Genomic DNA, 22406 nt, shown 5'->3' with positions numbered 1-22406 from the left:
GTTCAGCCAGGCGTCCTGCATGCGCAGCGTTCGGGCCTTGCGGGCGAGCCCGTCGGGCACACAGGTGCGACATGGATGCCTGCTTCGGCGGCGCTGACGTCCAGGCTGGGGATCTATGTGTCGTTGCGAGCGGGTCGCGGCTGATCAGCGTCGCGCGCGAGCCGCCATCACCAGCAGGGGGACGCCGAGCACACCCATCCCGGCCAAGCCGTACCAGGCGGACGCCGGCAGGCCCAGGAAAGCGGCATGGGCCAGCGCCGACCCCAGCCAGGTCCACAAGAACAGCGCGACCGGCACGGCGAGCGTGCCCGTACCGCCGCCGGTCCGCTGTGCCGGGACGGGATCGGGCGCCCCGTGTTCCCACACCGCCAGCAATCCGGCCATGACCAGTGCGACAGCGAACCAGCCGAGATAGTTCGTGTACGGAATCTGCGTCAGCCCGGGCAGGCCGGAGTCGGTATCGCACCAGGTCCACTGCCCGTCGGCGACCATTTGCGGATCCAGGAACAGATCCCAGCCCCCCGCGCCGATCGCGGTCAGCGCGATCCGCGACGCCGCGCGCCGCGACAGTATCCCGGCCACCACCCACACCGGATACATCCCGCCGGTCCAGGCCAGCGGCACGATCAACGGCACGTCGAGCAGGGCTGGACCGAGCCGGTCGGCCGCGTACGCGTAGCAGCCGAACGGTACCCCCGTCGCGGTGCCGATCACTTCGGCCAGCAGGCCGATGCCGGAGACGAGCACCAGAAAGCCGAGGGCATACCGCATGCCCCTGGTCGCGGTCGCATGGGCGAGCGCGGCACCGGCGGAAAGCAGCACGACGATGGCCGTGATCCGATCACGCGCGTCGGCCGCGGTGAGCGGATAACCGATCTGCGCGATCACCGTCAGCGCAACGAGGATCACCGGAAGGAGGAATCGCGCGGACCGGAACCAATGTGCGGGATGCTCGGCGGTTTGTGTGTGGTGTCCGCGTATCGGTTCGGTCGGGTCCGTCGCTGCGCGTGGTGAGTCGCCCGGGTGCGTCGTCGCCGGAACCGCCGCGGACGTCGGCGTCGATGCTGCGGGGTGTTCGCAGGTCGGTTCGGTCCGGTCCGTCGCTGTGTGCGGTGAGTCGTCCGGGTGCGTTCTCGCTCGTACTACTGCGGAGGTCGGGGTCGATGCTGCGGGGTGTTCGGGTGTCGGTTCGGTCGGGTCCGTCGCTGCGTGTGGTGAGTCGTCCGGGTGCGTTCTCGCTCGTACTACTGCGGAGGTCGGGGTCGATGCTGCGGGGTGTTCGGGTGTCGGTTCGGTCGGGTCCGTCGCTGCGTGTGGTGAGTCGTCCGGGTGCGTTCTCGCTCGTACTACTGCGGAGGTCGGGGTCGATGCTGCGGGGTGTTCGGGTGTCGGTTCGGTCGGGTCCGTCGCTGCGTGTGGTGAGTCGTCCGGGTGCGTTCTCGCTCGTACTACTGCGGAGGTCGGGGTCGATGCTGCGGGGTGTTCGGGTGTCGGTTCGGTCCGGTCCGCCGCCACGCGTGCTGAGTCGCCCGGGTGCGTCATCGCCGGAACCACCGCGGACGACGGTGCCGACGCAGGTCGCGCAGCGCGAGGCGGGCGGCCGTGCGCCCGCTCGCCCCGGAGACACCGCCACCAGGATGCGTGGACGCGCCGGTCAGATACAGTCCGGGCGCGCCGGGTACCCGCTGCCCGGACAGTTCCGGCAGCGGACGCCACAGCATCATCTGGTCCAGCGACATCTCCACGTGCATGACGTTGCCGCCGACGAGCCCGAGTTCGCGCTCCAGGTCCACCGGCGTCTGCACGTGCGTTTGCCGCACCGTGTCGGCGAAACCGGGTGCGTACGAATCTACTTCGGCGATGATCCGGTCGCCTTCCCGCTGCGCGATGGCGGCCCAGTCGCTGCCGTCCGCGAGCCGGTACGGATGCCACTGCGCCCACAGCGAGAGCTGATGCTCGTCCGGCGGCGCGATGCTCGGGTCCAGCGCGGTGAAGCTCATCGCCAGGACCACCGGCCGTGGCGGCAGCTCCCCGGCCAGCGCCGCGCCGTGCGCGCGGCGCAGCTGCGCTCGATCGGACACCAGGAATTGCAGGCCGCGGGCGGAGTGATCGGCTGGGCTGCCGGGGTAGCGTGGCAGGGCACCGGCGGCGACCCGCACCACCATCCCGATGCCGGGGCCGACCCGAATGCGCCGCCGCCAGTCGTCCAGCTGTGCGGCGTCGAATCCGCCGTCGCGCAGCAGGTCCAGCGTGGTGAGCACGTGGGCGCCCGCGATCACGATGTCGGCGCTCAGTTCTCGCCCCGACGCGGTGCGCACCCGCCAGCGGTCGCCGACGGGCTGCAAGGCGGTCACCGCGTCGCTCGCGTGCACCACCCCGCCGTCGGATCCCAGCCGCGCCACCAGGGCCGCGGTGAGCGCGCCGCTGCCGCCGACCGCGCGGCCCGGCGGCAGCATATGCATGAGCGCGGCGAAGCCGACCATCGGCGCCGTGCCCGGCTCCGACATCGGCGGGCCGGACTGCGCGCCGAACCAGGCCAGCGACGCTTTCAGCCGTTCGTCGTCGAAGAAGGTGTCCAGCAACGCGTCTCCGGATTGCAGGAACTCCCGCGACAGCGCGCTTCCGCCGCCCTTCGCGTCCAGCCCCCAGAACGACCGCACCAGCCTCCCCGGCGTCGGCCCGCCACCGAAGGCGCGCATCACGCGGGCGCTGCGCGGCTCCCACACCTGGACGAACCGGCGATACGCCGCGGCGTCCCGTTGTCCGCAGGCCGCCGCGATCGACGCGCACGTCGCGTCGAGGTCACGGTGGAACACGATGGCCGGGCGGCCTGCCCGAGCGGGCGTGAATCCCCATGGGTCGCAATCGATGTAGCGCAGCCCGAAGCGGTCGAGCTCCAGCTCCTCGATAATGCCGGTGTGGCGGATCATGAGGTGCGCCGACGAGCCGCGATCGACCTGGTGGCCGGGGAACCGCTCGACCGTCGAGACCGCGCCGCCGAGCACGTCGTCGCGTTCGAGCACCTCGACCGCGTGCCCGGCGCGGGCCAGATAGCAGGCGGCGACCAGAGCGTTGTGCCCCGAGCCGACGACGACTACCGACACGGCACCCTCATAGCGGCAGCCGCCGGCCGAGGATCGCGAACGGCCGGTTGTCGCCGGCGAACACGAAGTTCCGGATCACGTCGGTGAATCCCTGCCTGCGGTACAGCCGCCACGCGCGGTTGTCCTCGCCGTCGACCTCGGGAGTCGACAGCAGCACGGCGCGCTCGGTCCGGTCGCGCAGCAGTCGTTCCAGCAGCGTGCCGCCGATGCCGCGGCCCTGCGCGGTGGGATGCACATGCAGTTCGGTCAGCTCGAAATAGTCCGAGAGCAGTTCGCGCGCGGAGTGTTCCGGCCAGCCCGAGCGCCGCATTCCGCTGTGCACCTGCTGGTGCCACCACTGGTGGGCGGCGCCGCGGTAGCCGTAGGCGATCGCCACGAGGGGCGCGCTGCGCAGATCGATCCGGCCCGAGTCGTCGGGCACCACGGCGGCGACGGCCTGCCAGCCCGGACGGGTGGTGTGCTCGGTCCACATCGGCGCGCGGTGGTGCTCGGTGCCGCGCGGATAGTCCATCGCCGCGACGTAGACCGCCAGCGCGTCGTGCAGCCGGGAGCGCAGCGCCGCCACGGAGAGGTCGACGACGGCGGGTGCGGGAGTGTGATTGGGCTTGACGGCGGTCATGGCTCTCGTCGGTCGCGCGGACGCGGAAGTTTGTCGGTGGGCGTCTCTATATTCAAGCTCAATTCAAACGTTCGAATACCTGTTCGGTCCGGGCGGTGCTGGAATGCGGTGCGGCAGGCGGTCTCCAGCGCCGGGCACGGAGCGGGGTGCGCGAAGTGGAGGGACGGCGATGTCTGGTCGAGTGCAACATCCGGGGCCCGGCCGGGCCGGCAAGCTGCTGGAACGGGCGGACGGGTTGCTCATGCAAGCGGCGGGGGAACGCGATCCGCGGGAGCGGTTCCGCGCCGCTTACCTGGCCGCACTGCGCGGGGCGGGCGCGGTGCTCGCGCTTACCGGCGCCGATGCCGCGCCCAGAGCGCGCTCGCGCAACGCGTGGGTGCTCATGCAGCGCGCCGCGCCCGAATTCGTGATGTGGGCCGACTACTTCAGCGCGCGCTCGGAGACCCGCGCCGCGCTGGAGGCGGGACTGGACCGGAATGTCGACGATCACGAGGCCGACGAGTTCGCTTCCCGGGTGGGCGCATTCCTGCATGACGTGGAAGATCTCCTCTCGGCGTCGGCTCGGTTGCGACCCGCGCCGGGCTGGACCGGCGGCATGACCGCTTAGTTATCGGCGAGTTGCCGTACCTCCACCTTCGCTCCGGTCATGCGCGAACTGAAGACGGACTATGTCCGACTGCGCCCATAAGGTGGTCTGGCCCTGATCGAACTCGTATCATTGGTGTCAGATAGCCGCCAAGGTCGGCTATCGGTCGCCTACCCGGAGGCGGCAGCCACGTCCTAGTGCCGGGGGAGGTACCGTGCCACTCTCCGAGCACGAGCAGCGCATGCTCGAACAGATCGAGAGCGCTCTCTATGCTGAGGATCCCAAGTTCGCCTCGTCCGTTCGCGGCGGACGGCTTCGTTCGACCTCGAGTCGTCGCAGACTCCAGGCCGCGGCGTTGTTCGTCCTCGGCCTCTTTCTCCTCGTCGCAGGCATTGCAGCGCCCGTGAAGCCCGGCGGCTTCCCGATCATCAGCCTGATCGGGTTCATCGTGATGTTCGGTGCGGGTGTGCTCCTGCTGATCGGCACCTCCAAGAGCGCCGCCAAGAGCGACCGGTCCGGCGGCGGCGACGCCTCCTCGAGCGGCGGCTCGGGCGGACGTGGCCGCCAGCGCAAGTCCGGTGGTTTCTCCGAGCGCATGGAGGACCGCTTCCGGAGACGGTTCGAGCAGGAATAGCTCCCCTGTAGCCGGACGCAGCCTGACAACTTCAGCACAGACGGCGACGCCGCACCGCGATGGTGCGGCGTCGCCGTTTCGTGCGTATGGAGACCACCGTCGCCAATGATCTTCGGGCGGGACTTCCCACTTCCCCCACACCTCCCCACAAATGTCCCCCACCACGCGGCCCGAAGCAGTCCACGTGCGGTAGACCAAGGCGTTTGCTGGGTGTTTTCGGGCGTTTGTCCCAGGGGTCCGCGCGTGTCGGCAGAACTCGCGAAAAGTTCTCCACGCCAGTGATAGCTGGGATGACCTGCGGAATCGTCTGGGTCGGGAGCCAGATCACCGTCTGTTTCGATTGAAAGTGGGGGAAAGTGGGGTAATGTGGAGCGCGCAGTAAGGAAGTGCCGACCATCGAGGTGATCGACTAGGGAGGTATCGAGATGTTTCTCGGTACCTACACACCTCGCTTGGACGACAAGGGGCGACTCACGTTGCCTGCGAAGTTTCGAGACGATCTGGCGGGAGGGTTGATGGTCACGAAGGGTCAGGACCACAGCCTTGCCGTGTACCCGAAGGAAGAGTTCACCGCGCTCGCCCGTCGGGCCGCGGCCGCGTCTCGTAGCAACCCGCAGGCTCGCGCGTTCGTCCGCGCCCTCGCGGCCGGAACGGACGAGCAGCGTCCGGACGCGCAGGGCCGGATCGTGTTGTCGGCCGAGCATCGCCGCTACGCCAACCTGACACGGGATTGCGCGGTGATCGGTTCGGTCGACTTCCTGGAGATATGGGACAAGCAGGCGTGGGAGTCCTACCTCGCCGAGCACGAGGAGGACTTCTCGGAAGCCGGAGACGAGTCGCTGGGCGGAATCTTCTAGACGCGGGCGAACGAGTGCCGCGCGGTCTCTGCCCGGACGCGGACCCTGACGTACTTCCCCGACGCCAGGTGCCGAAGTTCGGTCAGAGACCACGAGGCATTCGTATCGGTATCGAAAGCACTGTGTATCAAGGCGACCCGTGTGCGGTGCGCGACGACGCGAGGCAGGACTCCGGGAGGTCGAGGTGAACCGTGAACAGCGCGGCCCCCGCCATGTTCCGGTTCTGCTCGAGCGGGCCGACGCGTTGCTCGGTCCGGCTCTGTCCGAGCCGGGCGCGGTCTACGTCGATGCGACCCTTGGCCTCGGTGGGCACGCCGAACACTTCCTGCGCACCTACCCGCACGTCCATCTGATCGGGCTGGACCGCGACACGACCGCGTTGAAACTGGCCGGCGAACGGCTCGAGCCGTTCGCCGACCGAATCACGTTGGTGCACACCCGCTATGACGGCATCGCCGACGCGCTGATCGAGGCCGGCCTGCCCGCCACGGGCTCGGTCTCGGCGATCCTGATGGACTTGGGCGTCTCGTCGATGCAGCTGGACGAGGCCGACCGCGGCTTCGCCTACTCCGTCGACGCCCCGCTGGACATGCGGATGGACCCGACCAGCGGGCCCACCGCCGCCGACGTGCTCAACACCTACAGCCACGGCGAGCTGGCCCGGGTGCTGAAAACCTACGGGGAGGAACGCTTCGCGAGCCGGATCGCCGCCGAGGTGGTCCGGCGTCGCCAGGTGAAGCCGTTCACCACCAGCGCCGAACTGGTGGAACTGCTGTACGCCGCGATCCCGGCGGCCACCCGCCGCACCGGTGGGCATCCGGCCAAGCGCACCTTCCAGGCCCTGCGGGTGGAGGTCAACCGGGAACTCGACTCGCTGCGGGCCGCGCTGCCCGCCGCGCTCGCCGCGCTGCGTGTCGGCGGCCGCATCGTCGTCATGTCCTACCAATCGCTGGAGGACAAAGTGGTCAAGCAGGAGTTCGCGGCGCGCACCACGTCCAGGACCCCGGTCGGCCTGCCGGTCGAACTGCCCGGCATGGGACCGGAGTTCCGGATGCTGACCCGCGGCGCGGAGAAGGCGACCGAACAGGAGATCGAGGAGAACCCGCGGGCGGCGCCGGTCCGGATGCGCGCGGTGGAGAGGATCGAGGAGGCCCGATGAGGGCGCGTGTCGGGCGGATGCCGGTGCCCTGCCGAGACACGGCGGCTGCGGTGCGGAACGCGTGCGTGGTATCCGGTGGCGCCGATTGGGTGTGGTTGTTCTGTGTAGACGCGGCGGGTGTGGTGAGGAACCCGTTCGCGGCGTCCGGTCGTGCCGACCGGGTGCGGATGTCCCAGAAAGACACAGGGGGCCGGATGAGACAGCTTCGTGCCGCGTCGATCCGGCGTCCCGTGCGGACAGAGGAGGGGAATTGATGAGCGTGCGGACACGGACCGTTGAAGCGCCGGGCCGGGTCGCCCGGCGGGTCCAGGACGCCGAGCGGGTGAAATCCGGGGCGGCGGAGCGTGCCTACGCGCGGCGCCGGATGCGCGCCGAGAACCGTTCGGACACCGCCTTTCTGCCTACGGTGCGGCGCTCGGCGATGGCCGCGCGCATCCCGTTCGTCACCGCCCTGATCGCGCTGCTCGGCTGCGGTCTCGCGCTGACCCTGCTGCTGACCACCCGCGCCGCCGAGGACAGCTACCAGCTCGGTGACGCACGGGCCACCAACCGGCGGCTGGCCGACGAGCGCGCCGCGTTGCAGCGCGAGGTGGAGGCCGCCGATTCGGCGCCGGAGCTGGCCGCGCGAGCGCGGGAGCTCGGCATGATTCCGGCCAAGGATCCGGCCCGCCTGCTGATCGGCCCGGACGGCTCGGTCACGGTGATCGGTAAGCCGACCCCGGCTCAGGGCGCCCCGGCGCCGCCGCTGAACGCATCGCCTACTCCGTCGGGTGCGGCCAGGGGCGAACGGGTGGTCCCGGTCACCACCACGCCCGGCGCCCCGGCGCAGGGACGGCCGAATACCGGGCCGCAGACCAGCGTTCAGGCGAACGCGGCGCCCGCTCCGGCGAACCCGGCCCCGGTGGTCCCCGCGGTCACCCCGTCGGCCGAACCGACGGCGCCACCGGCCGGTGCACCGCAACCGCAGGCGGGAACGGCTCTGCCGCAGTCGGACGCGGCGCAAACGCCACAGCCACAGGCGCAGAGCGTGCCCGGCGGAGTGCCGCAGTGACGCACCCGAGGCAAGCGCAGCGCCAGCGACGCGGACCCTCCGCGCCCAGGGCTGCGGGCAGGCCCCGCCAGGCCCCTAGCTCTGTCTCGGACAGTCCGCTCCGGCTGCGCCTCGGCGTCGGACGAGTGGTCATGCTGGTCGCGCTCGCCGTGGTCGCGCTGCAACTGCTGTGGGTGCAGAGCATCGCGGCGCCGGGACTGTCCGCGCAGGCGGCCAGTCAGCGCACCACCCATCAACCGGATCCGGCGATCCGGGGGCCGATCACCGACCGCAATGGCAAGTCGCTGGCTTTCACGATCGCCGCGAAAGCCTTGACGTTCCAGCCGGTCAGGGTGCGCCAGGAGCTGGCGGATGCCAAGGCCAAGGACGACAAGGCGCCCGATCCGGACGAGCGGCTGCGTGCCATCGCGCGCACTATCCACGAAAAGGTGGGCAAGGACGCGCCCAAGGAAGCGGACCTGTTGGCGAAGTTGCGCAGCGACGAGCCGTTCGTGTACTTGGCGCGCAATGTCGATCCGCGTATCGCGGGTGAGATCACCGAGAAGTTCTCCCAGGTCGGCTCCGAGCAGCAGAGCATCAGGGTGTACCCCGGCGGCTCGTTGGCGGCGAACGTCGTCGGGGCCACCGGGTGGGACGGCCACGGACAGGTCGGGCTGGAGTCGTCGCTGGACTCGGTGCTGGCCGGTACCGACGGATCGCACACCTACGATCGCGGTTCCGACGGCGCGGTGATCCCCGGCAGCTGGCGGGACGAACAGCCCGCCGTCAACGGGTCCGCCGTCGAGCTGACCCTGGACTCGGACCTGCAGTACTACGTGCAACAACAGGTGCAGCAGGCGAAAGACCTTTCCGGTGCGGGCTCCGCTTCGGCTGTCGTCCTGGACGCCAAGACCGGGCAGGTCCTGGCGATGGCCAACGACAACACCTTCAACCCGGCGCTGGGACCGCAGAAGTGGGCGGGCGCCGATCTGAGCAATCCGTCGGTCACGGACGTCTTCGAGCCCGGTTCGGTGAACAAGATCGTCACCGCGGCCGCGGCCATCGAGTACGGCTTGACCGACCCCGACGAGGTGGTGCACGTTCCCAGCGCGATCCGGATGGCGGGTGTCACGGTGAACGACGCGTGGTCGCACGATGTCGAGCCCTACACCACCACGGGGATCTTCGGCCGTTCCTCCAACGTGGGCACGCTCCTCCTCGCGCAGCGGGTGGGTGAGAATCGCTTCGCCGACATGGCGCAGCGGTTCGGGCTCGGTCAGCGCACGGGGCTCGGCCTGCCGGGGGAGAGCGCGGGGCTGATACCGGACCACGACCAGTGGTCCGGTGGTACCTTCGCGAATCTTCCTATCGGGCAAGGACTTTCGATGACCACGTTGCAGATGGCCAGTATGTATCAGGCCATCGCCAATGACGGTGTGCGTATCCCGCCCCGCATCGTCCGGGCCGAGGTCGCCTCGGACGGCACTCGCACCGAGGAGACCCAGCCGGACGGGGTGCGAGTGGTGAACCCGCAGACCGCGGCCACATTGCGGACGATGTTCCAGGCGGTCGTGCAACGCGACCCGATGAACGCGAACCAGAACGGCACCGGCTGGCCCGCGGCCATCACGGGCTACCAAGTGGCGGGCAAGACCGGTACCGCGCAGAAAGTGGACCCGAACTGCCGGTGCTACTCGACGTCGTCGTTCTGGATCACGTTCGCGGGCATGGTGCCCGCGGACAACCCGCGCTACGTGATCGGGCTCATGCTCGATGCCCCTGTGCGCAGTTCCGACGGCAGCGGTGGCGTTTCGGTAGCTCCGCTGTTCCACAACATCGCGTCGTGGGCGCTACAGCGCGACCGTGTTCCGCCGTCGCCGCAGCCGTCCCGGCGGTTCGTGCTGCAGGCGGGGTGATCCAGCCCGCCCGCTCGGCGCGAATGGCGGCGAAGACATCGGCACTGTGCACAGGAAACGGCAGGTAGACGACGTGGTGGAGCAGCGGCGGCGATCGGCGATCGGTCGTGTCCGCCGTAGGCTCGCCCACCGGCCTTCGACCGGCGCGTGGCGTGCTCCGGACCCGGGGAGCGAACCCGTAGGGTGCGGTGGGCGAGGTCCCCGAGTTTGCGGTGGGGCGCATGGTCCCGCCGTGACCGGTCGCCGGTAACCTGACACGTCGATCGATGCCCCCGAAAGGAGCCTGGTTTCTGTGCAGTCCGGTCAACCGCGCGCATTGCGGCCAGAGCATTCGCCGTCGACGCCGCTGGCGTCGCTGGCCGCCGTCATCGGTGCCGCGACGAGCGCCGGAACGGCTGCGCGTGGCGTATCGATCACCGGTATCGAGCAGCGTTCGCATGCCGTCGAGCCCGGCGATCTGTTCGCCGCGCTGCCCGGCGCTCGCTCGCACGGCGCGCGTTTCACGCAGGACGCCCTCGCGCGGGGCGCGGTCGCGGTGCTGACCGACGCGGCGGGTGCGGAACTGGCGGACCCGCTCGAGGTGCCGGTGTTGATCCGGGAGAACCCGAGGGCGGTGCTCGGCGAGCTGTCGGCGGCGATCTACGGCAATCCGTCCGAGCGGCTGCGCATCGTCGGGATCACCGGAACCTCCGGCAAGACGACGACCTCGTACCTGGTGGAGGCGGGGTTGGCCGCCGCGGGGCTGTCCACCGCGCTGATCGGCACCATCGAGACCAGGATCGGCGGCAGGCGAGTGCCGAGCGCGCTGACCACCCCGGAGGCGCCGCAACTGCACGCGATGTTCGCGCTGATGGTCGAGCAGGGCGTGGACGCGGTGGTGATGGAGGTGTCCAGCCACGCGCTGGCGCTGGGCCGGGTGGACGGGGTGCGGTTCGCGGTCGGCGCGTTCACCAATCTGTCCCAGGACCATCTGGATTTCCACGCCGACTTCGAGGACTACTTCGCCGCCAAACGCAAACTGTTCGAGCCGGATTCGCCGGTGGCGGCGCGCACCGCCGTGGTCTGCGTCGACGACGAGTGGGGACGACGGCTGGCCGCTGGGCTTGCGAGCCCGATCACGGTGTCGACCACCCGTTCCGCCGCGTGGAACGTCGCGGGCGCGGTGACGGCGCACGGCGGCGAACAGGACTTCCTCGCGTCCGGCCCGCAGGGGGAAGTCGCTGTGCGCCTGCGACTTCCAGGCCACTACAACGTGGCCAACGGATTGCTCGCCGTCGCCGTGTGTGCCGCGGCAGGCGTCGAGCCCTCGGTCGCCGCGCCCGCGCTGGCCACCGTGGACGTGCCCGGACGAATGCAGCGGGTGGAGCGCGGACAGGACTTCCTGGCGATCGTCGACTACGCGCACAAGCCGGCGGCGCTGGAATCCGTGATCGCCACGCTGCGTGGGCATCTCGCGGCGGACACCGCGGGACGTCTCGCGGTGGTCGTCGGCGCGGGCGGCGACCGCGACGCGGCCAAGCGGCCGCTGATGGGCGCGGCGGGCGCACGGGGGGCCGATCTGCTGATCATCACCGACGACAACCCGCGCACCGAGGATCCGGCGGCGATCCGCGCCGCCGTCCGCTCGGGTGCGCTGGAGGTGCCCGAGGCCGAGCGTGGCGACGTGCGCGAGATCGGCGATCGGGCGGAAGCGATCGCGGCCGCGGTGGACTGGGCGCGCCCCGGTGACGTGGTGCTGGTCGCGGGCAAGGGACATGAGGCAGGGCAGGAGATCCAGGGCGTGAAGCATCCGTTCGACGACCGCGACGTCCTCGCGGCCGCATTGGAACGACGCAGTCCGCAAGGTAACCACGCGGAGGACTTGACGGTTTCATGATCGAGATGACACTGCGGGAGATCGCGGACGTCGTCGGCGGCACGCTGCACGACGTCGCAGACCCGGAGGCGCGAGTGACCGGCACGGTCGAATTCGATTCGCGCCGAGTCGGTTCCGGCGGCCTGTTCCTGGCGCTGCCGGGCGAACGCTCCGATGGCCACGACTACGCGGACGCGGCCGTCGCCGCGGGCGCGGTGGCGGTGCTCGCGGCGCGGCCGGTGGGCGTCCCCGCCATCGTGGTCACTCCGGACCGAGCTGCCGTACCGTCGAATTCGGTTGCCCTGACCCATGATTCGGACGGCTCCGGCGCCGCCGTGCTCGCGGCGCTCGCGGCGCTCGCGCGCGCCAGCGTGTCCCGCCTCGCCGCCGAGAGCGGCCTCACCGTCGTCGGCGTGACCGGTTCGTCCGGCAAGACCTCGACCAAAGATCTGCTGGCCGCGGTGCTGGCTCCGCTGGGCCCCGTGGTGGCCCCGCCGGGTTCGTTCAACAACGAACTCGGTCACCCGTGGACCGCGCTGCGCGCCGATGCTGGCACCCGCTTCCTCGTGCTCGAGCTGTCCGCGCGCGGGCCGGGGCATATCGCCGCGCTGGCCGAGGTCGCGCCACCGCGTATCGGGGTGGTGCTCAACGTCGGAACCGCGCATCTCGGCGAGTTCGGTAGCCGGGAGACGATCGCGAAGACCAAAGGCGAGCTGGTCGAGGCGCTGCCGCCGAGCGGGCTCGCCGTGCTCAATGCCGACGATCCGCAAGTCGCCGCCATGGCCGCGCGCACGTCCGCGCGCGTGGTGACGGTCGGACAGGCCGCCACCGCCGACATCCGCGCCGCCGACATCCGGCTCGACGACCAGGCCCGGGCCGCGTTCACCGTGCACACGCCCGTGGGCAGCGCCGCGGTGCGGTTGGCCGTGCACGGCGAGCACCAGGTCGGCAACGCGCTGTCGGCGATCGCGGTCGCGCTGGAATGCGGCGCGGACCTGGACGCCGCGGTGGAAGCTCTGTCCGGTGCGCGCGCCGTGTCGGCCCGCCGGATGGACGTGCGGACCACCACCGACGGGATCACCGTCGTCAACGACTCCTACAACGCGAACCCGGACTCGGTCCGTGCCGCGCTCAAGGCCCTGGTGAGCATGGCGCGCGCGGGCGACACCCCGCGGCGCAGCTGGGCGGTGCTCGGCGAGATGGCCGAGCTCGGGGAGGAATCGGTCATCGAACACGACGCCATCGGCCGGCTCGCCGTGCGGTTGGACGTCAGCCGCGTGGTCGTCGTCGGCACCGGAAGGCCCTCCCGCGCGCTGCACCAGGGAGCCGTGATGGAAGGGTCATGGGGCGAGGAATCGGTCCTCGTACCGGACATCGAGGCGGCGATCGCACTGCTGGACAACGAAGTCGCCCCCGGCGACGTGGTGCTGGTCAAGGCATCGAAGTCGGTCGGCCTGTGGCGGGTCGCCGAGCATCTGACCGACCCGGGCGCCGTGGCCGCACGCGCCGCCGCGGCGGACACCGGGGTGGGACAGGACACGGAGGCAGCAGGATGAGACAGATTCTCTTCGCCGCGGCGATCGCGCTGACGGTCTCGATCCTGCTCACCCCGCTGTTGATCAGGTTGTTCGCCAAGCAGGGATTCGGCCAGGAGATCAGGGTCGACGGGCCGGCCAGCCACCAGGCCAAGCGCGGCACCCCGACGATGGGCGGCGTCGCCATTCTGGTGGGCATGTGGGCCGGGTATCTGGGATCCCACCTGATCGGCATCGGCTACAACGCCGACGGGCCATCGGCGTCGGCGATGCTGGTGCTCGGCCTGGCCACGGCGCTCGGCGCGGTGGGTTTCATCGACGACTTCATCAAGATTCGCAAGCAGCGCAACCTGGGTTTGACCGCGGCGGGCAAGTACCTCGGTCAGTTGTCCGCGGCCGTGCTCTTCGGTGTACTCGCGTTGCAGTTCAAGGGCGGCAGCGGGCTCACACCGGCCAGCAGGCACCTGTCCTACGTGCGCGACATCAGCACGGTGACCATGGGCGTGGTCGTCTTCCTGGTGTTCGTGTGCTTCGTGGTGGTCGCCTGGTCCAACGCGGTGAACCTCACCGACGGACTGGACGGGCTGGCCGCCGGATCGATGAGCCTGGTGCTCGGCGGATACGTGATCATCACGTTCTGGCAGTACTACCACGCCTGCGAGACCAAGCCCGAGACCGGTTGTTACAACGTGCGCGATCCGCTGGATCTCGCCCTGGTCTGCGCCGCGGGCGCCGCGGCGTGTGTCGGTTTCCTGTGGTGGAATGCCGCCCCGGCCAAGATCTTCATGGGTGACACGGGTTCGCTGGCGCTGGGCGGCCTGCTGGCCGGTCTGTCCATCACCACCAGGACCGAGCTGCTGATGATCGTCATCGGCGCGCTGTTCGTCGCCGAGACGGCGTCGGTGGTGCTGCAGGTCGCGGTCTTCCGCACGACGCGCAACCGACTGTTCAAGATGGCGCCGTTCCACCATCACTTCGAGCTCAGCAAATGGGCCGAGACCACGGTGATCATCAGATTCTGGCTGCTGGCCGCGATGGCCTCCGCCGTCGGGCTCGGTCTGTTCTACAGCGAATACCTCTCCGCGGTCGGGTGAACGAGATGGTCGAACATTCTCCGCGGGCCCTGCGTTCACCCGGGCCCATGCTGGAATTCCTCCGCGGCCGGGACGTTCTGGTCGCGGGCTGGGGCGTGTCCGGGCGCTCGCTCGTCGAACCACTGCGCGACATCGGCGCCCGCCCGGTGGTCACCGACGGTGGCGCCGCCGCACTGGCCGAAGCCGCCGGGCTCGGCTTGGACGTGGCGACCTGCGCGGAGCTGGAGTCGGCGGACTGGAGCCGTTTCGCGCTGGTGATCACCAGCCCGGGCTGGCGGCCGGATTCGCCGGTACTCGCGTCCGCGGTGGCCGAGGGCACGCCGGTGTGGGGTGACGTCGAGTTCGCCTGGTGGGTCGATCAGGCCAGGATCTACGGCCCGGTCCGCAAGTGGCTCGTCATCACCGGAACCAACGGCAAGACCACGACCACGCAGATGACCCACGCGATCCTGCGCGCCGCGGGTGTGGCCAGCGTCGCCTGCGGCAACATCGGTCTTCCGATCCTGGACGCGTTGCGGCGCAATCCCGGTCCGCAGGTGCTCGCGGTCGAGCTCTCGTCGTTCCAGCTGCACTGGGCGCCCTCGGTGCGGCCGGAGGCGGGCGTGGTGCTCAACGTGGCCGAGGATCACTTGGATTGGCACGGCGGCCTGGACGCCTACGCGGCGGCCAAAGCGCGGGCGCTGGTCGGCCGGGTCGGCGTGGTCGGCCTGGACGATCCGGTCGCGGCCTCGCTGGCCCGCAAGTCCAAGGCCCGCCGGACCGTTGGCTTCCGGGTGGGGGTGCCCGCCGACGGCGAACTCGGCGTGGTCGACGGCAAACTGCTCGACCGCGCGTTCACCAAGGCCGCGATCCTGGCCGAGGTCGCCGACATCAGCCCGCCCGGCCCCGCAGGCATCGCCGACGCGCTCGCGGCGTCCGCGCTGACCAGGGCGATCGACGTCGCGCCGCAGTTCGTTCGCGAGGGTTTGATGGAGCACAAGGTCGGTCCGCACCGCGCCGCGTTCGTCCGCGAGCTGGCCGGGGTCGAGTTCATCGACGATTCCAAGGCCACCAACCCGCACGCCGCGCGATCGTCGATCCTCGCGCATCCGCAGGTGATCTGGGTGGCCGGTGGCCAGCTCAAGGGCGCGCACGTCGAGGATCTGATCGAGGAGGTCGCCGACCGCTTGGTCGCGGCCGTGCTGATCGGCGCCGACGCGCCGGTGATCGCGGCCGCGCTGGCGCGACACGCGCCCGAGGTCCCGGTTGTCGAGTTGGTCACGGGAGACTATGCAGGGATGGGTGACGAAGCGTCGCGAACCGCCGCGGCCGACGCCGTGATGGCGCGCGCCGTGCGCGCCGCGGCCGGATTCGCCCGGCCCGGCGACACCGTGCTGCTGGCTCCCGCCGCCGCATCGCTGGACATGTTCGCCGATTACACGCACCGGGGCCGCAGCTTCGCGGCCGCGGTGCAAGCTCTGGAAGACGGTGACATCGGACGGCGGCTATGACGGAATCGGCGCGGCGAAAGCGCGAGTCGGTCCCACGGTTCTGGGCCTGGCTGGCGCGGCCGCTCGCGTCGTTCCATCTGGTTGTCACCATCGCCACCTTGCTGACCGTGCTCGGGCTGGTGATGGTGCTGTCGGCCTCCAGCGTCGAGGCGTACGCCGACGGCGGCTCGGCCTACTCGCTGTTCATCCAGCAGGCTATGTTCGCCGCGGTCGGCACGGTGCTGTTCTATCTGGCGTTGCGCATTCCGCTGCGCAGGCTGCGGCAGTGGTCGTTCCCCCTGTTCGCGCTCTCGGTGCTCGCGCTGCTGCTGGTGCTGATACCCGGCATCGGCTCGCAGGTGCAGGGCGCGCGCCGTTGGCTGGTGCTCGGGCCGGTCTCGGTGCAGCCGTCGGAGGTCGTCAAGGTGACGCTGGTGGTGTGGGGCGCGCACCTGCTGGCCTCTCGTCGCGCTGAGCACGCGAGCCTCAAGGACGTCCTGGTTCCGCTGGTGCCCGCCGGTCTCCTGGTATGCCTGCTCGTCGTGCTGCAACCGAACCTGTCCACCACGATCGCGCTCGGTGTCGTGCTCGCGGCGCTGCTGTGGTTCGGCGGCCTGCCGGTGCGCCTGTTCGTGACGATCGCGCTGTCCGGTGTGATCGCCGCCGGGGTGCTGGCGCTGTCGGCGGGCTATCGCTCCGATCGCATGCGCGCGTTCTTCAACCCCGGCGACGACCCGCAGGGCATCAACTACCAGGCGCGTCAGGCGCTGTACTCGCTGGCAGACGGCGGCATCTGGGGGCGCGGGCTCGGACAGAGCCGGGCCAAGTGGAGTTATCTGCCCAACTCGCACAACGACTTCATCTTCGCGATCATCGGCGAAGAACTCGGCTACCTCGGCTGCGCGCTGGTGCTCGGCCTGTTCGCGCTGTTCGTCTACACCGGCTTGCGCATCGCGGCCCGGTCGGTGGACCCGTTCCTGCGGCTGCTCACCGCGACCGCGACGACCTGGATCACCGCGCAGGCATTGATCAACATCGGCTACGTCGTCGGACTGCTACCGGTCACCGGCCTGCAGCTGCCGCTGGTCTCCGCGGGCGGATCGTCGCTGGCCATCACGCTGTTCATGTTCGGCATCATCGCGAACGCGGCCAGGCACGAGCCGGAGGCCGTGGCGGCGCTGCACGCCGGCCAGGACGGTCGCTTCAGTAGGCTGTTGCGGTTGCCCAAACCCGAGGTGTACGCACCGGCTCGGGCCGCACGGGCGGACGCGTCGCGCCGCGGCCGAGCGCCGAGACCGGCCGACCGCGGACCGTCGGCGCTGCCACCGGGCAGGCGCGGGCGCAACGGTGCGGAACCACCGCGGCGCCGGTCGCCGGAGAGCCGCGGCACCAGCTCGGCGCGCGCCACCAGGGCATGGGAACCCAGCTATCCGGTCAATCACGCAAGGGAACGAGGAAGATCCAGGTGATCTCGGTAATCGTCGCGGGCGGCGGCACGGCGGGCCACATCGAACCGGCGCTGGCGGTGGCCGACGCGTTGCGGCGGCTCGACGATTCGATCCGGGTGACGGCGCTGGGCACCGAACGCGGGTTGGAGACCCGCCTGATTCCCGACCGCGGCTATCCGCTCGAGCTGATCCCGCCGGTTCCGTTGCCGCGCAAGCCCACCACCGACCTGCTGCGGCTGCCCGGACGGGTGCGGGCCTCGGTGGCCGCTACCAGGGCGGTGATCGACGCGGTCGACGCCGACGTGATCATCGGTTTCGGCGGCTACGTAGCGCTGCCCGCGTACCTGGCCGCGGGCCCGGGCGTGCTGCGCCGCCGGCGCGCGGTTCCGGTGGTGGTGCACGAGGCGAACGCCAAGGCCGGTATCGCGAACAAGGTCGGCGCGCGCCGCGCTGCCCGCGTGCTCGCCGCCGTCCCGGATTCGGGCCTGCCGAACGCCAAGGTCGTGGGCATCCCGGTGCGCGAATCGATCACGGGACTGGACCGCGCCGCGCTGCGCGCCGAGGCCCGCGCCCACTTCGGCTTGCCGGCCGAGGGGCCGGTGCTACTGGTCTTCGGCGGTTCCCAGGGAGCGCGGACCCTGAACGAGGCGGTCTCCGCGGCCGCGCCACAGCTGGCCGCCGCGGGTATCTCGGTGCTGCACGCACACGGTCCGAAGAACACGCTCGAGCTCGATGACGCCGCCGCTTCCGGCCCGGACGCCCGCTATGTGGCGGTGCCCTACCTCTCCCGGATGGACCTCGCCTACGCCGCCGCCGACGCCGCGGTCTGCCGGTCGGGCGCGATGACCGTCGCGGAGGTCTCCGCGGTGGGTCTGCCGGCGTTCTACGTGCCGCTGCCGCACGGCAACGGAGAGCAGGAGCTCAACGCCCGCCCGGTGGTGGGCCAGGGCGGTGGCAGAATCGTCCCCGATTCCGAGTTGACGCCGAAGTACGTGATCAATGAGGTGATTCCCCTGCTCATGGACCCCGCACGGCTGATCGAGATGAGCCGGGCCGCCGCAGGCGCCGGCCACCGCGACGCCGCCGACGAGGTGGCTCGGATCGCGCGGGAGGTGGCGTGCCAGTGAGTGAGCGGACCGCGCTGCCGCCGGAGCTGGCGCGCGTGCACATGGTCGGTATCGGCGGGGCCGGGATGTCGGGCATCGCCCGGATCCTGCTTGCCCGCGGCGGCGCGGTGTCGGGATCGGATGCCAAGGAGAGCCGCGGTGTGCTCGCGCTGCGGGCGCGCGGCGCGCAGGTGCGGATCGGGCACGACGCGACCGCTCTCGACCTGCTGACCGGCGGCCCGACCGCGGTGGTCACCACCTACGCGGCCATCCCGAAGACCAATCCGGAACTCGTCGAGGCCAACCGGCGCGACATCCCGGTGCTGCTGCGCCCCACCGTGCTGGCCGCGCTGATGCAGGGCCACCGCACGCTGCTCGTCTCCGGCACGCACGGCAAGACCTCGACCACCTCGATGCTCATCGTGTCGCTGCAGCACTGCGGGGCCGACCCGTCGTTCGCGGTGGGCGGCGAGTTGAACGAGGCGGGCACCAATGCCCACCACGGCACCGGCGACATCTTCGTTGCCGAGGCCGACGAGAGTGACGGGTCGCTGCTGCAGTACGACCCGGACGTCGCGGTGGTCACCAACATCGAATCCGACCACTTGGATTTCTTCGGCTCCGACGAAGCCTACGTGCAGGTCTTCGACGACTTCGCCGACCGGCTGGCCCCCGGTGGCCTGCTGGTGGTGTGCCTGGACGATCCGGGCTCGCGGGCGCTGGCCGAGCGAGTCGGCACGCGTTTGGCGGAGAAGAACGTGCGGGTGCTCGGGTACGGATCCGGCGAGATCGCCGACGCGCCGGTCCCGGTGGGCGCCCGGCTGCACAGTTGGGAGCCGCGTGACGTCGGCGGTATCGCACAGTTCCAGCTCGCCGACGAGGCCGCGCCGCGCACCGTGCGGCTTTCGGTGCCAGGCAGGCACATGGCGCTCAACGCGCTGGGCGCCCTGCTCGCCGCCTGTGCTACCGGAGCCGACGTGGGTGAGATCATCCAGGGTCTGGAGGGTTTCGGGGGCGTGCACCGGCGGTTCCAGTTCGCCGGACGGGAGAACGGCGTGCGGGTCTTCGACGACTACGCCCACCACCCCACCGAAGTGCGTGCCGTGCTCGGCGCCGCGGCCGAGCTGGTCCAGCAGGAGGCGCGCGACGGCGCTCGATCCCGGCAGGGACGGGTCATCGTGGTCTTCCAACCACACCTCTACAGCCGAACCGCCACCTTCGCCCAGGAGTTCGGCGCCGCCCTGAGTCTGGCCGACGAGGTCGTCGTGCTCGACGTCTACGGCGCGCGGGAGAAGCCGCTGCCCGGCGTGAACGGCGCGCTGGTCGCGCAGTCGGTCACGAAACCGGTGCACTACCAGCCGGATATGTCCCGGGTCGGCCGTCAGGTCGCGGGGTTGGCGCTGCCGGGCGACGTGGTGATCACCATGGGCGCCGGTGACGTGACGATGCTCGGTGGTCAGATTCTCGACGGACTCCGGGCGCGGCCCCAGCACGGACGGTGACCCGGCGTGCGCGGGGTCGGGTCGGCGCCCGGGGCCGGGCGCCGCGTGAGTGATCTGTTCGCCGGGCCGGCATGGGGCCGAATTCGGTTGTGGGGATTGCTGACCGTGTGTGTCCTTGCCGCGGTCGGGGTCGTCGCCTGGTACACACCGGTGCTGTCGGTGCGTACCGTGCGGATCGAGGGAGCGGTGTCGGTGCCCGAACAACAGGTACGCGATCTGCTCGAAATCCCCTCCGGCCGCTCCATGCTGCGCACCGACACCACCGCGATCGCGCGGCGGGTGGTGAGCATTCCGAAGGTGCGGACGGCGCGAGTGCAGCGGGTTTTCCCGTCCACGGTTCGGGTTACGGTCGTCGAGCGCGTTCCGGTGGTGTTCTATGACAGCCCCGAGGGCGCGCATCTGCTCGACGCGGAGGGAGTGGAATTCGCGATCGAGCCCGCGCCGATCGGTGTGCCGAAGTTGATCACCGATCATCCTGGCGGCGCGGATCCGATGACCGGCGCCGCGGTGTCGGTGCTCGCCATTGTCCCGCCCGCGCTGGCCATTCAGGTGGACGAGATTGTGGCACGGTCCATTTCGGATATTTCCCTGAATCTGAAGGACGGGCGCACGGTACTCTGGGGCGGGACGAGCGACGGCGAGCGGAAGTCGGCGGTCGTGTTGCCGCTGCTGACGCGCCCCGGAACGGTGTTCGATGTTTCGAGTCCCAATCTGGTCACGGTAAAGTGATCCACACCCATTGCGCCCAGGGAATTTTCGATCCGGCAGCGGTTCCGGCATCGAGGATGGGGCGGGGGCAACCGTTCACCATACGACGTGTGGAGCGGCGAGACGAGCGGGATCACGCAAGATTCTGGCTTTCGTTTCGGCGCGCCTGCGCGCGTATCGCGGCGGCTGCGAATAGCGTTCCGCAGCAGTTGGATACTTGACATAATGCTAACCCTATGGTTGAGCTTTAGGGTTGCCCCGAGCCGCGGTTCGCTCACTCCAGCGACCCGACCCGGACCGGGTCGGAACGCGGCGTGCCGAGAATCCGGAAACGACAGGCTTTAGATCGAAGGAAGGCGAGAGCCCATGACGCCCCCGCACAACTACCTTGCGGTGATCAAGGTCGTCGGTATCGGCGGCGGCGGTGTGAATGCCGTCAACCGGATGATCGAGCAGGGACTCAAAGGTGTCGAGTTCATCGCGGTCAACACCGACGCCCAGGCGCTGCTGATGAGCGATGCCGACGTCAAGCTCGACGTCGGCCGGGAGCTGACCCGCGGTCTAGGGGCCGGCGCGGACCCGGAGGTCGGCCGCAAGGCGGCCGAGGACCACAAGGACGAGATCGAAGAGGTGCTCAAGGGCGCCGACATGGTCTTCGTGACCGCGGGCGAGGGCGGTGGCACCGGCACCGGGGGCGCCCCGGTCGTCGCGCAGATCGCGCGCAAGCTCGGCGCGCTCACCATCGGCGTGGTCACGCGCCCGTTCTCGTTCGAAGGCAAGCGGCGCGGCAACCAGGCCGAGGTGGGCATCAACTTGCTGCGCGAGTCGTGCGACACGCTGATCGTCATTCCGAACGACCGGCTGCTGCAGCTCGGCGACGCGGCGGTGAGCCTGATGGACGCCTTCCGTTCCGCCGACGAGGTGCTGCTCAACGGTGTGCAGGGCATCACCGACCTGATCACCACCCCCGGTCTGATCAATGTCGACTTCGCCGACGTCAAGAGCGTGATGTCCGGCGCGGGCAGCGCGCTGATGGGTATCGGTTCGGCGCGCGGCGAGGGCCGCTCGGTGAAGGCGGCCGAGTCGGCGATCAATTCGCCCCTGCTGGAGGCGTCCATGGACGGCGCGCACGGGGTGCTGCTGTCCATCGCGGGCGGCTCGGACCTGGGTCTGTTCGAGATCAACGAGGCGGCGTCTCTGGTGCAGGAGGCCGCGCACATCGAGGCCAACATCATCTTCGGCACCGTGATCGACGACTCGCTCGGCGACGAAGTGCGGGTCACCGTGATCGCGGCGGGCTTCGACGGCGGCGGGCCTGCCCGGCGCACCTTCGACACCGCGAGCCGGGGGACCATCGGTTCGGCGCGCTCGGGTGAGCTCGGGCACCGCAGCGTCGGCGAGATCGCGGCTCGCGGAACCGACAGCTCGGCGAGTACCTCCGGCACCAGCACCTCCGGCCGCGGCGCGGTGCCGAGTTACCGGGACGCCGAGCGGCCGCGCACCTTGGCCGAGCCGACCGCCACGACCACCCCGCGATCGAACATCACGCCGCCGGACGCCGGCGACGATGACGACGACGTCGACGTGCCATCGTTCATGCGCAGGGGCTGAAGGCCGGCTCGGTTCCGGCGCAGGCCGGGACCGAGTGGCCGTTCCGGCCGACGCCGGACGGACTGCGGTTACTGACAAGCGATTTCGACGACACAGCTGCACGGCCTCGCCCGGCGTGATCGGGCACTCGGCGGGATCCGCCGCCTTTCGGGGGATGTTTCGGCCTCGACCTG

The 22406-nt window shown here is 70.3% G+C and carries 18 protein-coding genes; 15 read left to right on the top strand and 3 right to left on the bottom strand.

Annotated features, from left to right (window positions below; all coding sequences use genetic code 11):
• Positions 1-144 precede the first annotated feature (144 nt).
• From OHA40_RS05575 to OHA40_RS05565, 3 genes are all read right to left on the bottom strand, one after another.
• On the bottom strand, positions 145-909 hold the full coding sequence (locus OHA40_RS05575) for a carotenoid biosynthesis protein (protein ID WP_330231993.1): 765 nt from the start codon (positions 907-909) through the stop codon (positions 145-147).
• A gap of 629 nt (positions 910-1538) precedes the next feature.
• On the bottom strand, positions 1539-3104 hold the full coding sequence (locus OHA40_RS05570; RefSeq protein ID WP_330231992.1) for a phytoene desaturase family protein: 1566 nt from the start codon (positions 3102-3104) through the stop codon (positions 1539-1541).
• 7 nt (positions 3105-3111) lie between these two features.
• On the bottom strand, positions 3112-3723 hold the full coding sequence (locus tag OHA40_RS05565; protein WP_330231991.1) for a GNAT family N-acetyltransferase: 612 nt from the start codon (positions 3721-3723) through the stop codon (positions 3112-3114).
• 169 nt (positions 3724-3892) lie between these two features.
• Here OHA40_RS05565 and OHA40_RS05560 point away from each other — a divergent pair, with 169 nt between their 5' ends.
• The 15 genes from OHA40_RS05560 to ftsZ all read left to right on the top strand — a co-directional run bounded on the left by OHA40_RS05560 (position 3893) and on the right by ftsZ (position 22233).
• Complete coding sequence (locus tag OHA40_RS05560; RefSeq protein ID WP_330231990.1) at positions 3893-4330, top strand: SAV_6107 family HEPN domain-containing protein; 438 nt, start codon at positions 3893-3895, stop codon at positions 4328-4330.
• 193 nt (positions 4331-4523) lie between these two features.
• The gene (locus OHA40_RS05555) at positions 4524-4943 is read left to right on the top strand and encodes a DUF3040 domain-containing protein (RefSeq protein WP_330231989.1); all 420 of its coding nucleotides are present in this window, start codon (positions 4524-4526) and stop codon (positions 4941-4943) included.
• A gap of 425 nt (positions 4944-5368) precedes the next feature.
• Positions 5369-5800 (top strand): division/cell wall cluster transcriptional repressor MraZ, encoded by a 432-nt coding sequence (gene mraZ, locus OHA40_RS05550; protein WP_330231988.1) that lies wholly within the window; start codon positions 5369-5371, stop codon positions 5798-5800.
• A 184-nt stretch (positions 5801-5984) separates the two neighbouring features.
• The gene (rsmH, locus tag OHA40_RS05545) at positions 5985-6959 is read left to right on the top strand and encodes a 16S rRNA (cytosine(1402)-N(4))-methyltransferase RsmH (RefSeq protein WP_330231987.1); all 975 of its coding nucleotides are present in this window, start codon (positions 5985-5987) and stop codon (positions 6957-6959) included.
• Between the two features lie 253 nt (positions 6960-7212).
• Entirely contained in the window at positions 7213-8010 is a 798-nt protein-coding gene (locus tag OHA40_RS05540) for a hypothetical protein (protein ID WP_330231986.1), read from the top strand.
• 131 nt (positions 8011-8141) lie between these two features.
• Positions 8142-9905 carry a peptidoglycan D,D-transpeptidase FtsI family protein gene (locus OHA40_RS05535; RefSeq protein WP_330231985.1) on the top strand — a complete coding sequence of 588 codons (1764 nt, stop codon included), beginning with the start codon at positions 8142-8144 and terminating at the stop codon, positions 9903-9905.
• 292 nt (positions 9906-10197) lie between these two features.
• A complete protein-coding gene (locus OHA40_RS05530; RefSeq protein WP_330231984.1) occupies positions 10198-11781 on the top strand; it encodes a UDP-N-acetylmuramoyl-L-alanyl-D-glutamate--2,6-diaminopimelate ligase in 1584 nt (527 codons plus the stop codon).
• Positions 11778-13316, top strand: coding sequence for a UDP-N-acetylmuramoyl-tripeptide--D-alanyl-D-alanine ligase (locus OHA40_RS05525; protein WP_330231983.1), 1539 nt, complete (start codon positions 11778-11780; stop codon positions 13314-13316). Before OHA40_RS05530 ends, OHA40_RS05525 begins: the two co-directional genes overlap by 4 nt.
• The gene (gene mraY / locus OHA40_RS05520) at positions 13313-14389 is read left to right on the top strand and encodes a phospho-N-acetylmuramoyl-pentapeptide-transferase (RefSeq protein WP_040776879.1); all 1077 of its coding nucleotides are present in this window, start codon (positions 13313-13315) and stop codon (positions 14387-14389) included. The genes OHA40_RS05525 and mraY overlap by 4 nt, the downstream gene beginning before the upstream one ends.
• 47 nt (positions 14390-14436) lie before the next feature.
• A complete protein-coding gene (gene murD / locus OHA40_RS05515) occupies positions 14437-15879 on the top strand; it encodes a UDP-N-acetylmuramoyl-L-alanine--D-glutamate ligase (protein ID WP_330234058.1) in 1443 nt (480 codons plus the stop codon).
• A complete protein-coding gene (gene ftsW, locus OHA40_RS05510; protein WP_330231982.1) occupies positions 15876-17327 on the top strand; it encodes a putative lipid II flippase FtsW in 1452 nt (483 codons plus the stop codon). The genes murD and ftsW overlap by 4 nt, the downstream gene beginning before the upstream one ends.
• Positions 17273-18433, top strand: coding sequence for an undecaprenyldiphospho-muramoylpentapeptide beta-N-acetylglucosaminyltransferase (gene murG, locus OHA40_RS05505; protein WP_442943931.1), 1161 nt, complete (start codon positions 17273-17275; stop codon positions 18431-18433). Before ftsW ends, murG begins: the two co-directional genes overlap by 55 nt.
• 41 nt (positions 18434-18474) lie before the next feature.
• Complete coding sequence (murC, locus tag OHA40_RS05500; protein WP_330234057.1) at positions 18475-19914, top strand: UDP-N-acetylmuramate--L-alanine ligase; 1440 nt, start codon at positions 18475-18477, stop codon at positions 19912-19914.
• A gap of 54 nt (positions 19915-19968) precedes the next feature.
• Entirely contained in the window at positions 19969-20643 is a 675-nt protein-coding gene (locus tag OHA40_RS05495) for a cell division protein FtsQ/DivIB (protein WP_442944026.1), read from the top strand.
• A 345-nt stretch (positions 20644-20988) separates the two neighbouring features.
• Positions 20989-22233: a cell division protein FtsZ gene (gene ftsZ / locus OHA40_RS05490; protein ID WP_330231979.1), complete on the top strand. Its 1245-nt coding sequence runs from the start codon at positions 20989-20991 to the stop codon at positions 22231-22233.
• The last annotated feature ends 173 nt before the right edge of the window (positions 22234-22406 follow it).

The sequence above is a fragment of the Nocardia sp. NBC_00508 genome (assembly GCF_036346875.1).
Classification (GTDB): domain Bacteria; phylum Actinomycetota; class Actinomycetes; order Mycobacteriales; family Mycobacteriaceae; genus Nocardia.
The sequence above is the reverse complement of the archived record's forward strand: the minus strand, read 5'-3'. Positions and strand labels throughout refer to the sequence as shown.

Coding starts and splice junctions, on each gene's coding strand:
- murD (WP_330234058.1), top strand. CDS start 14,437: ATGCTGGAATTCCTCCGCGGCCGGGACGTTCTGGTCGCGGGCTGGGGC.
- ftsZ (WP_330231979.1), top strand. CDS start 20,989: ATGACGCCCCCGCACAACTACCTTGCGGTGATCAAGGTCGTCGGTATC.
- OHA40_RS05560 (WP_330231990.1), top strand. CDS start 3,893: ATGTCTGGTCGAGTGCAACATCCGGGGCCCGGCCGGGCCGGCAAGCTG.
- mraZ (WP_330231988.1), top strand. CDS start 5,369: ATGTTTCTCGGTACCTACACACCTCGCTTGGACGACAAGGGGCGACTC.
- OHA40_RS05535 (WP_330231985.1), top strand. CDS start 8,142: ATGCTGGTCGCGCTCGCCGTGGTCGCGCTGCAACTGCTGTGGGTGCAG.
- murG (WP_442943931.1), top strand. CDS start 17,273: ATGGGAACCCAGCTATCCGGTCAATCACGCAAGGGAACGAGGAAGATC.
- ftsW (WP_330231982.1), top strand. CDS start 15,876: ATGACGGAATCGGCGCGGCGAAAGCGCGAGTCGGTCCCACGGTTCTGG.
- OHA40_RS05525 (WP_330231983.1), top strand. CDS start 11,778: ATGATCGAGATGACACTGCGGGAGATCGCGGACGTCGTCGGCGGCACG.
- murC (WP_330234057.1), top strand. CDS start 18,475: ATGGTCGGTATCGGCGGGGCCGGGATGTCGGGCATCGCCCGGATCCTG.
- mraY (WP_040776879.1), top strand. CDS start 13,313: ATGAGACAGATTCTCTTCGCCGCGGCGATCGCGCTGACGGTCTCGATC.
- OHA40_RS05565 (WP_330231991.1), bottom strand. CDS start 3,723: ATGACCGCCGTCAAGCCCAATCACACTCCCGCACCCGCCGTCGTCGAC.
- OHA40_RS05540 (WP_330231986.1), top strand. CDS start 7,213: ATGAGCGTGCGGACACGGACCGTTGAAGCGCCGGGCCGGGTCGCCCGG.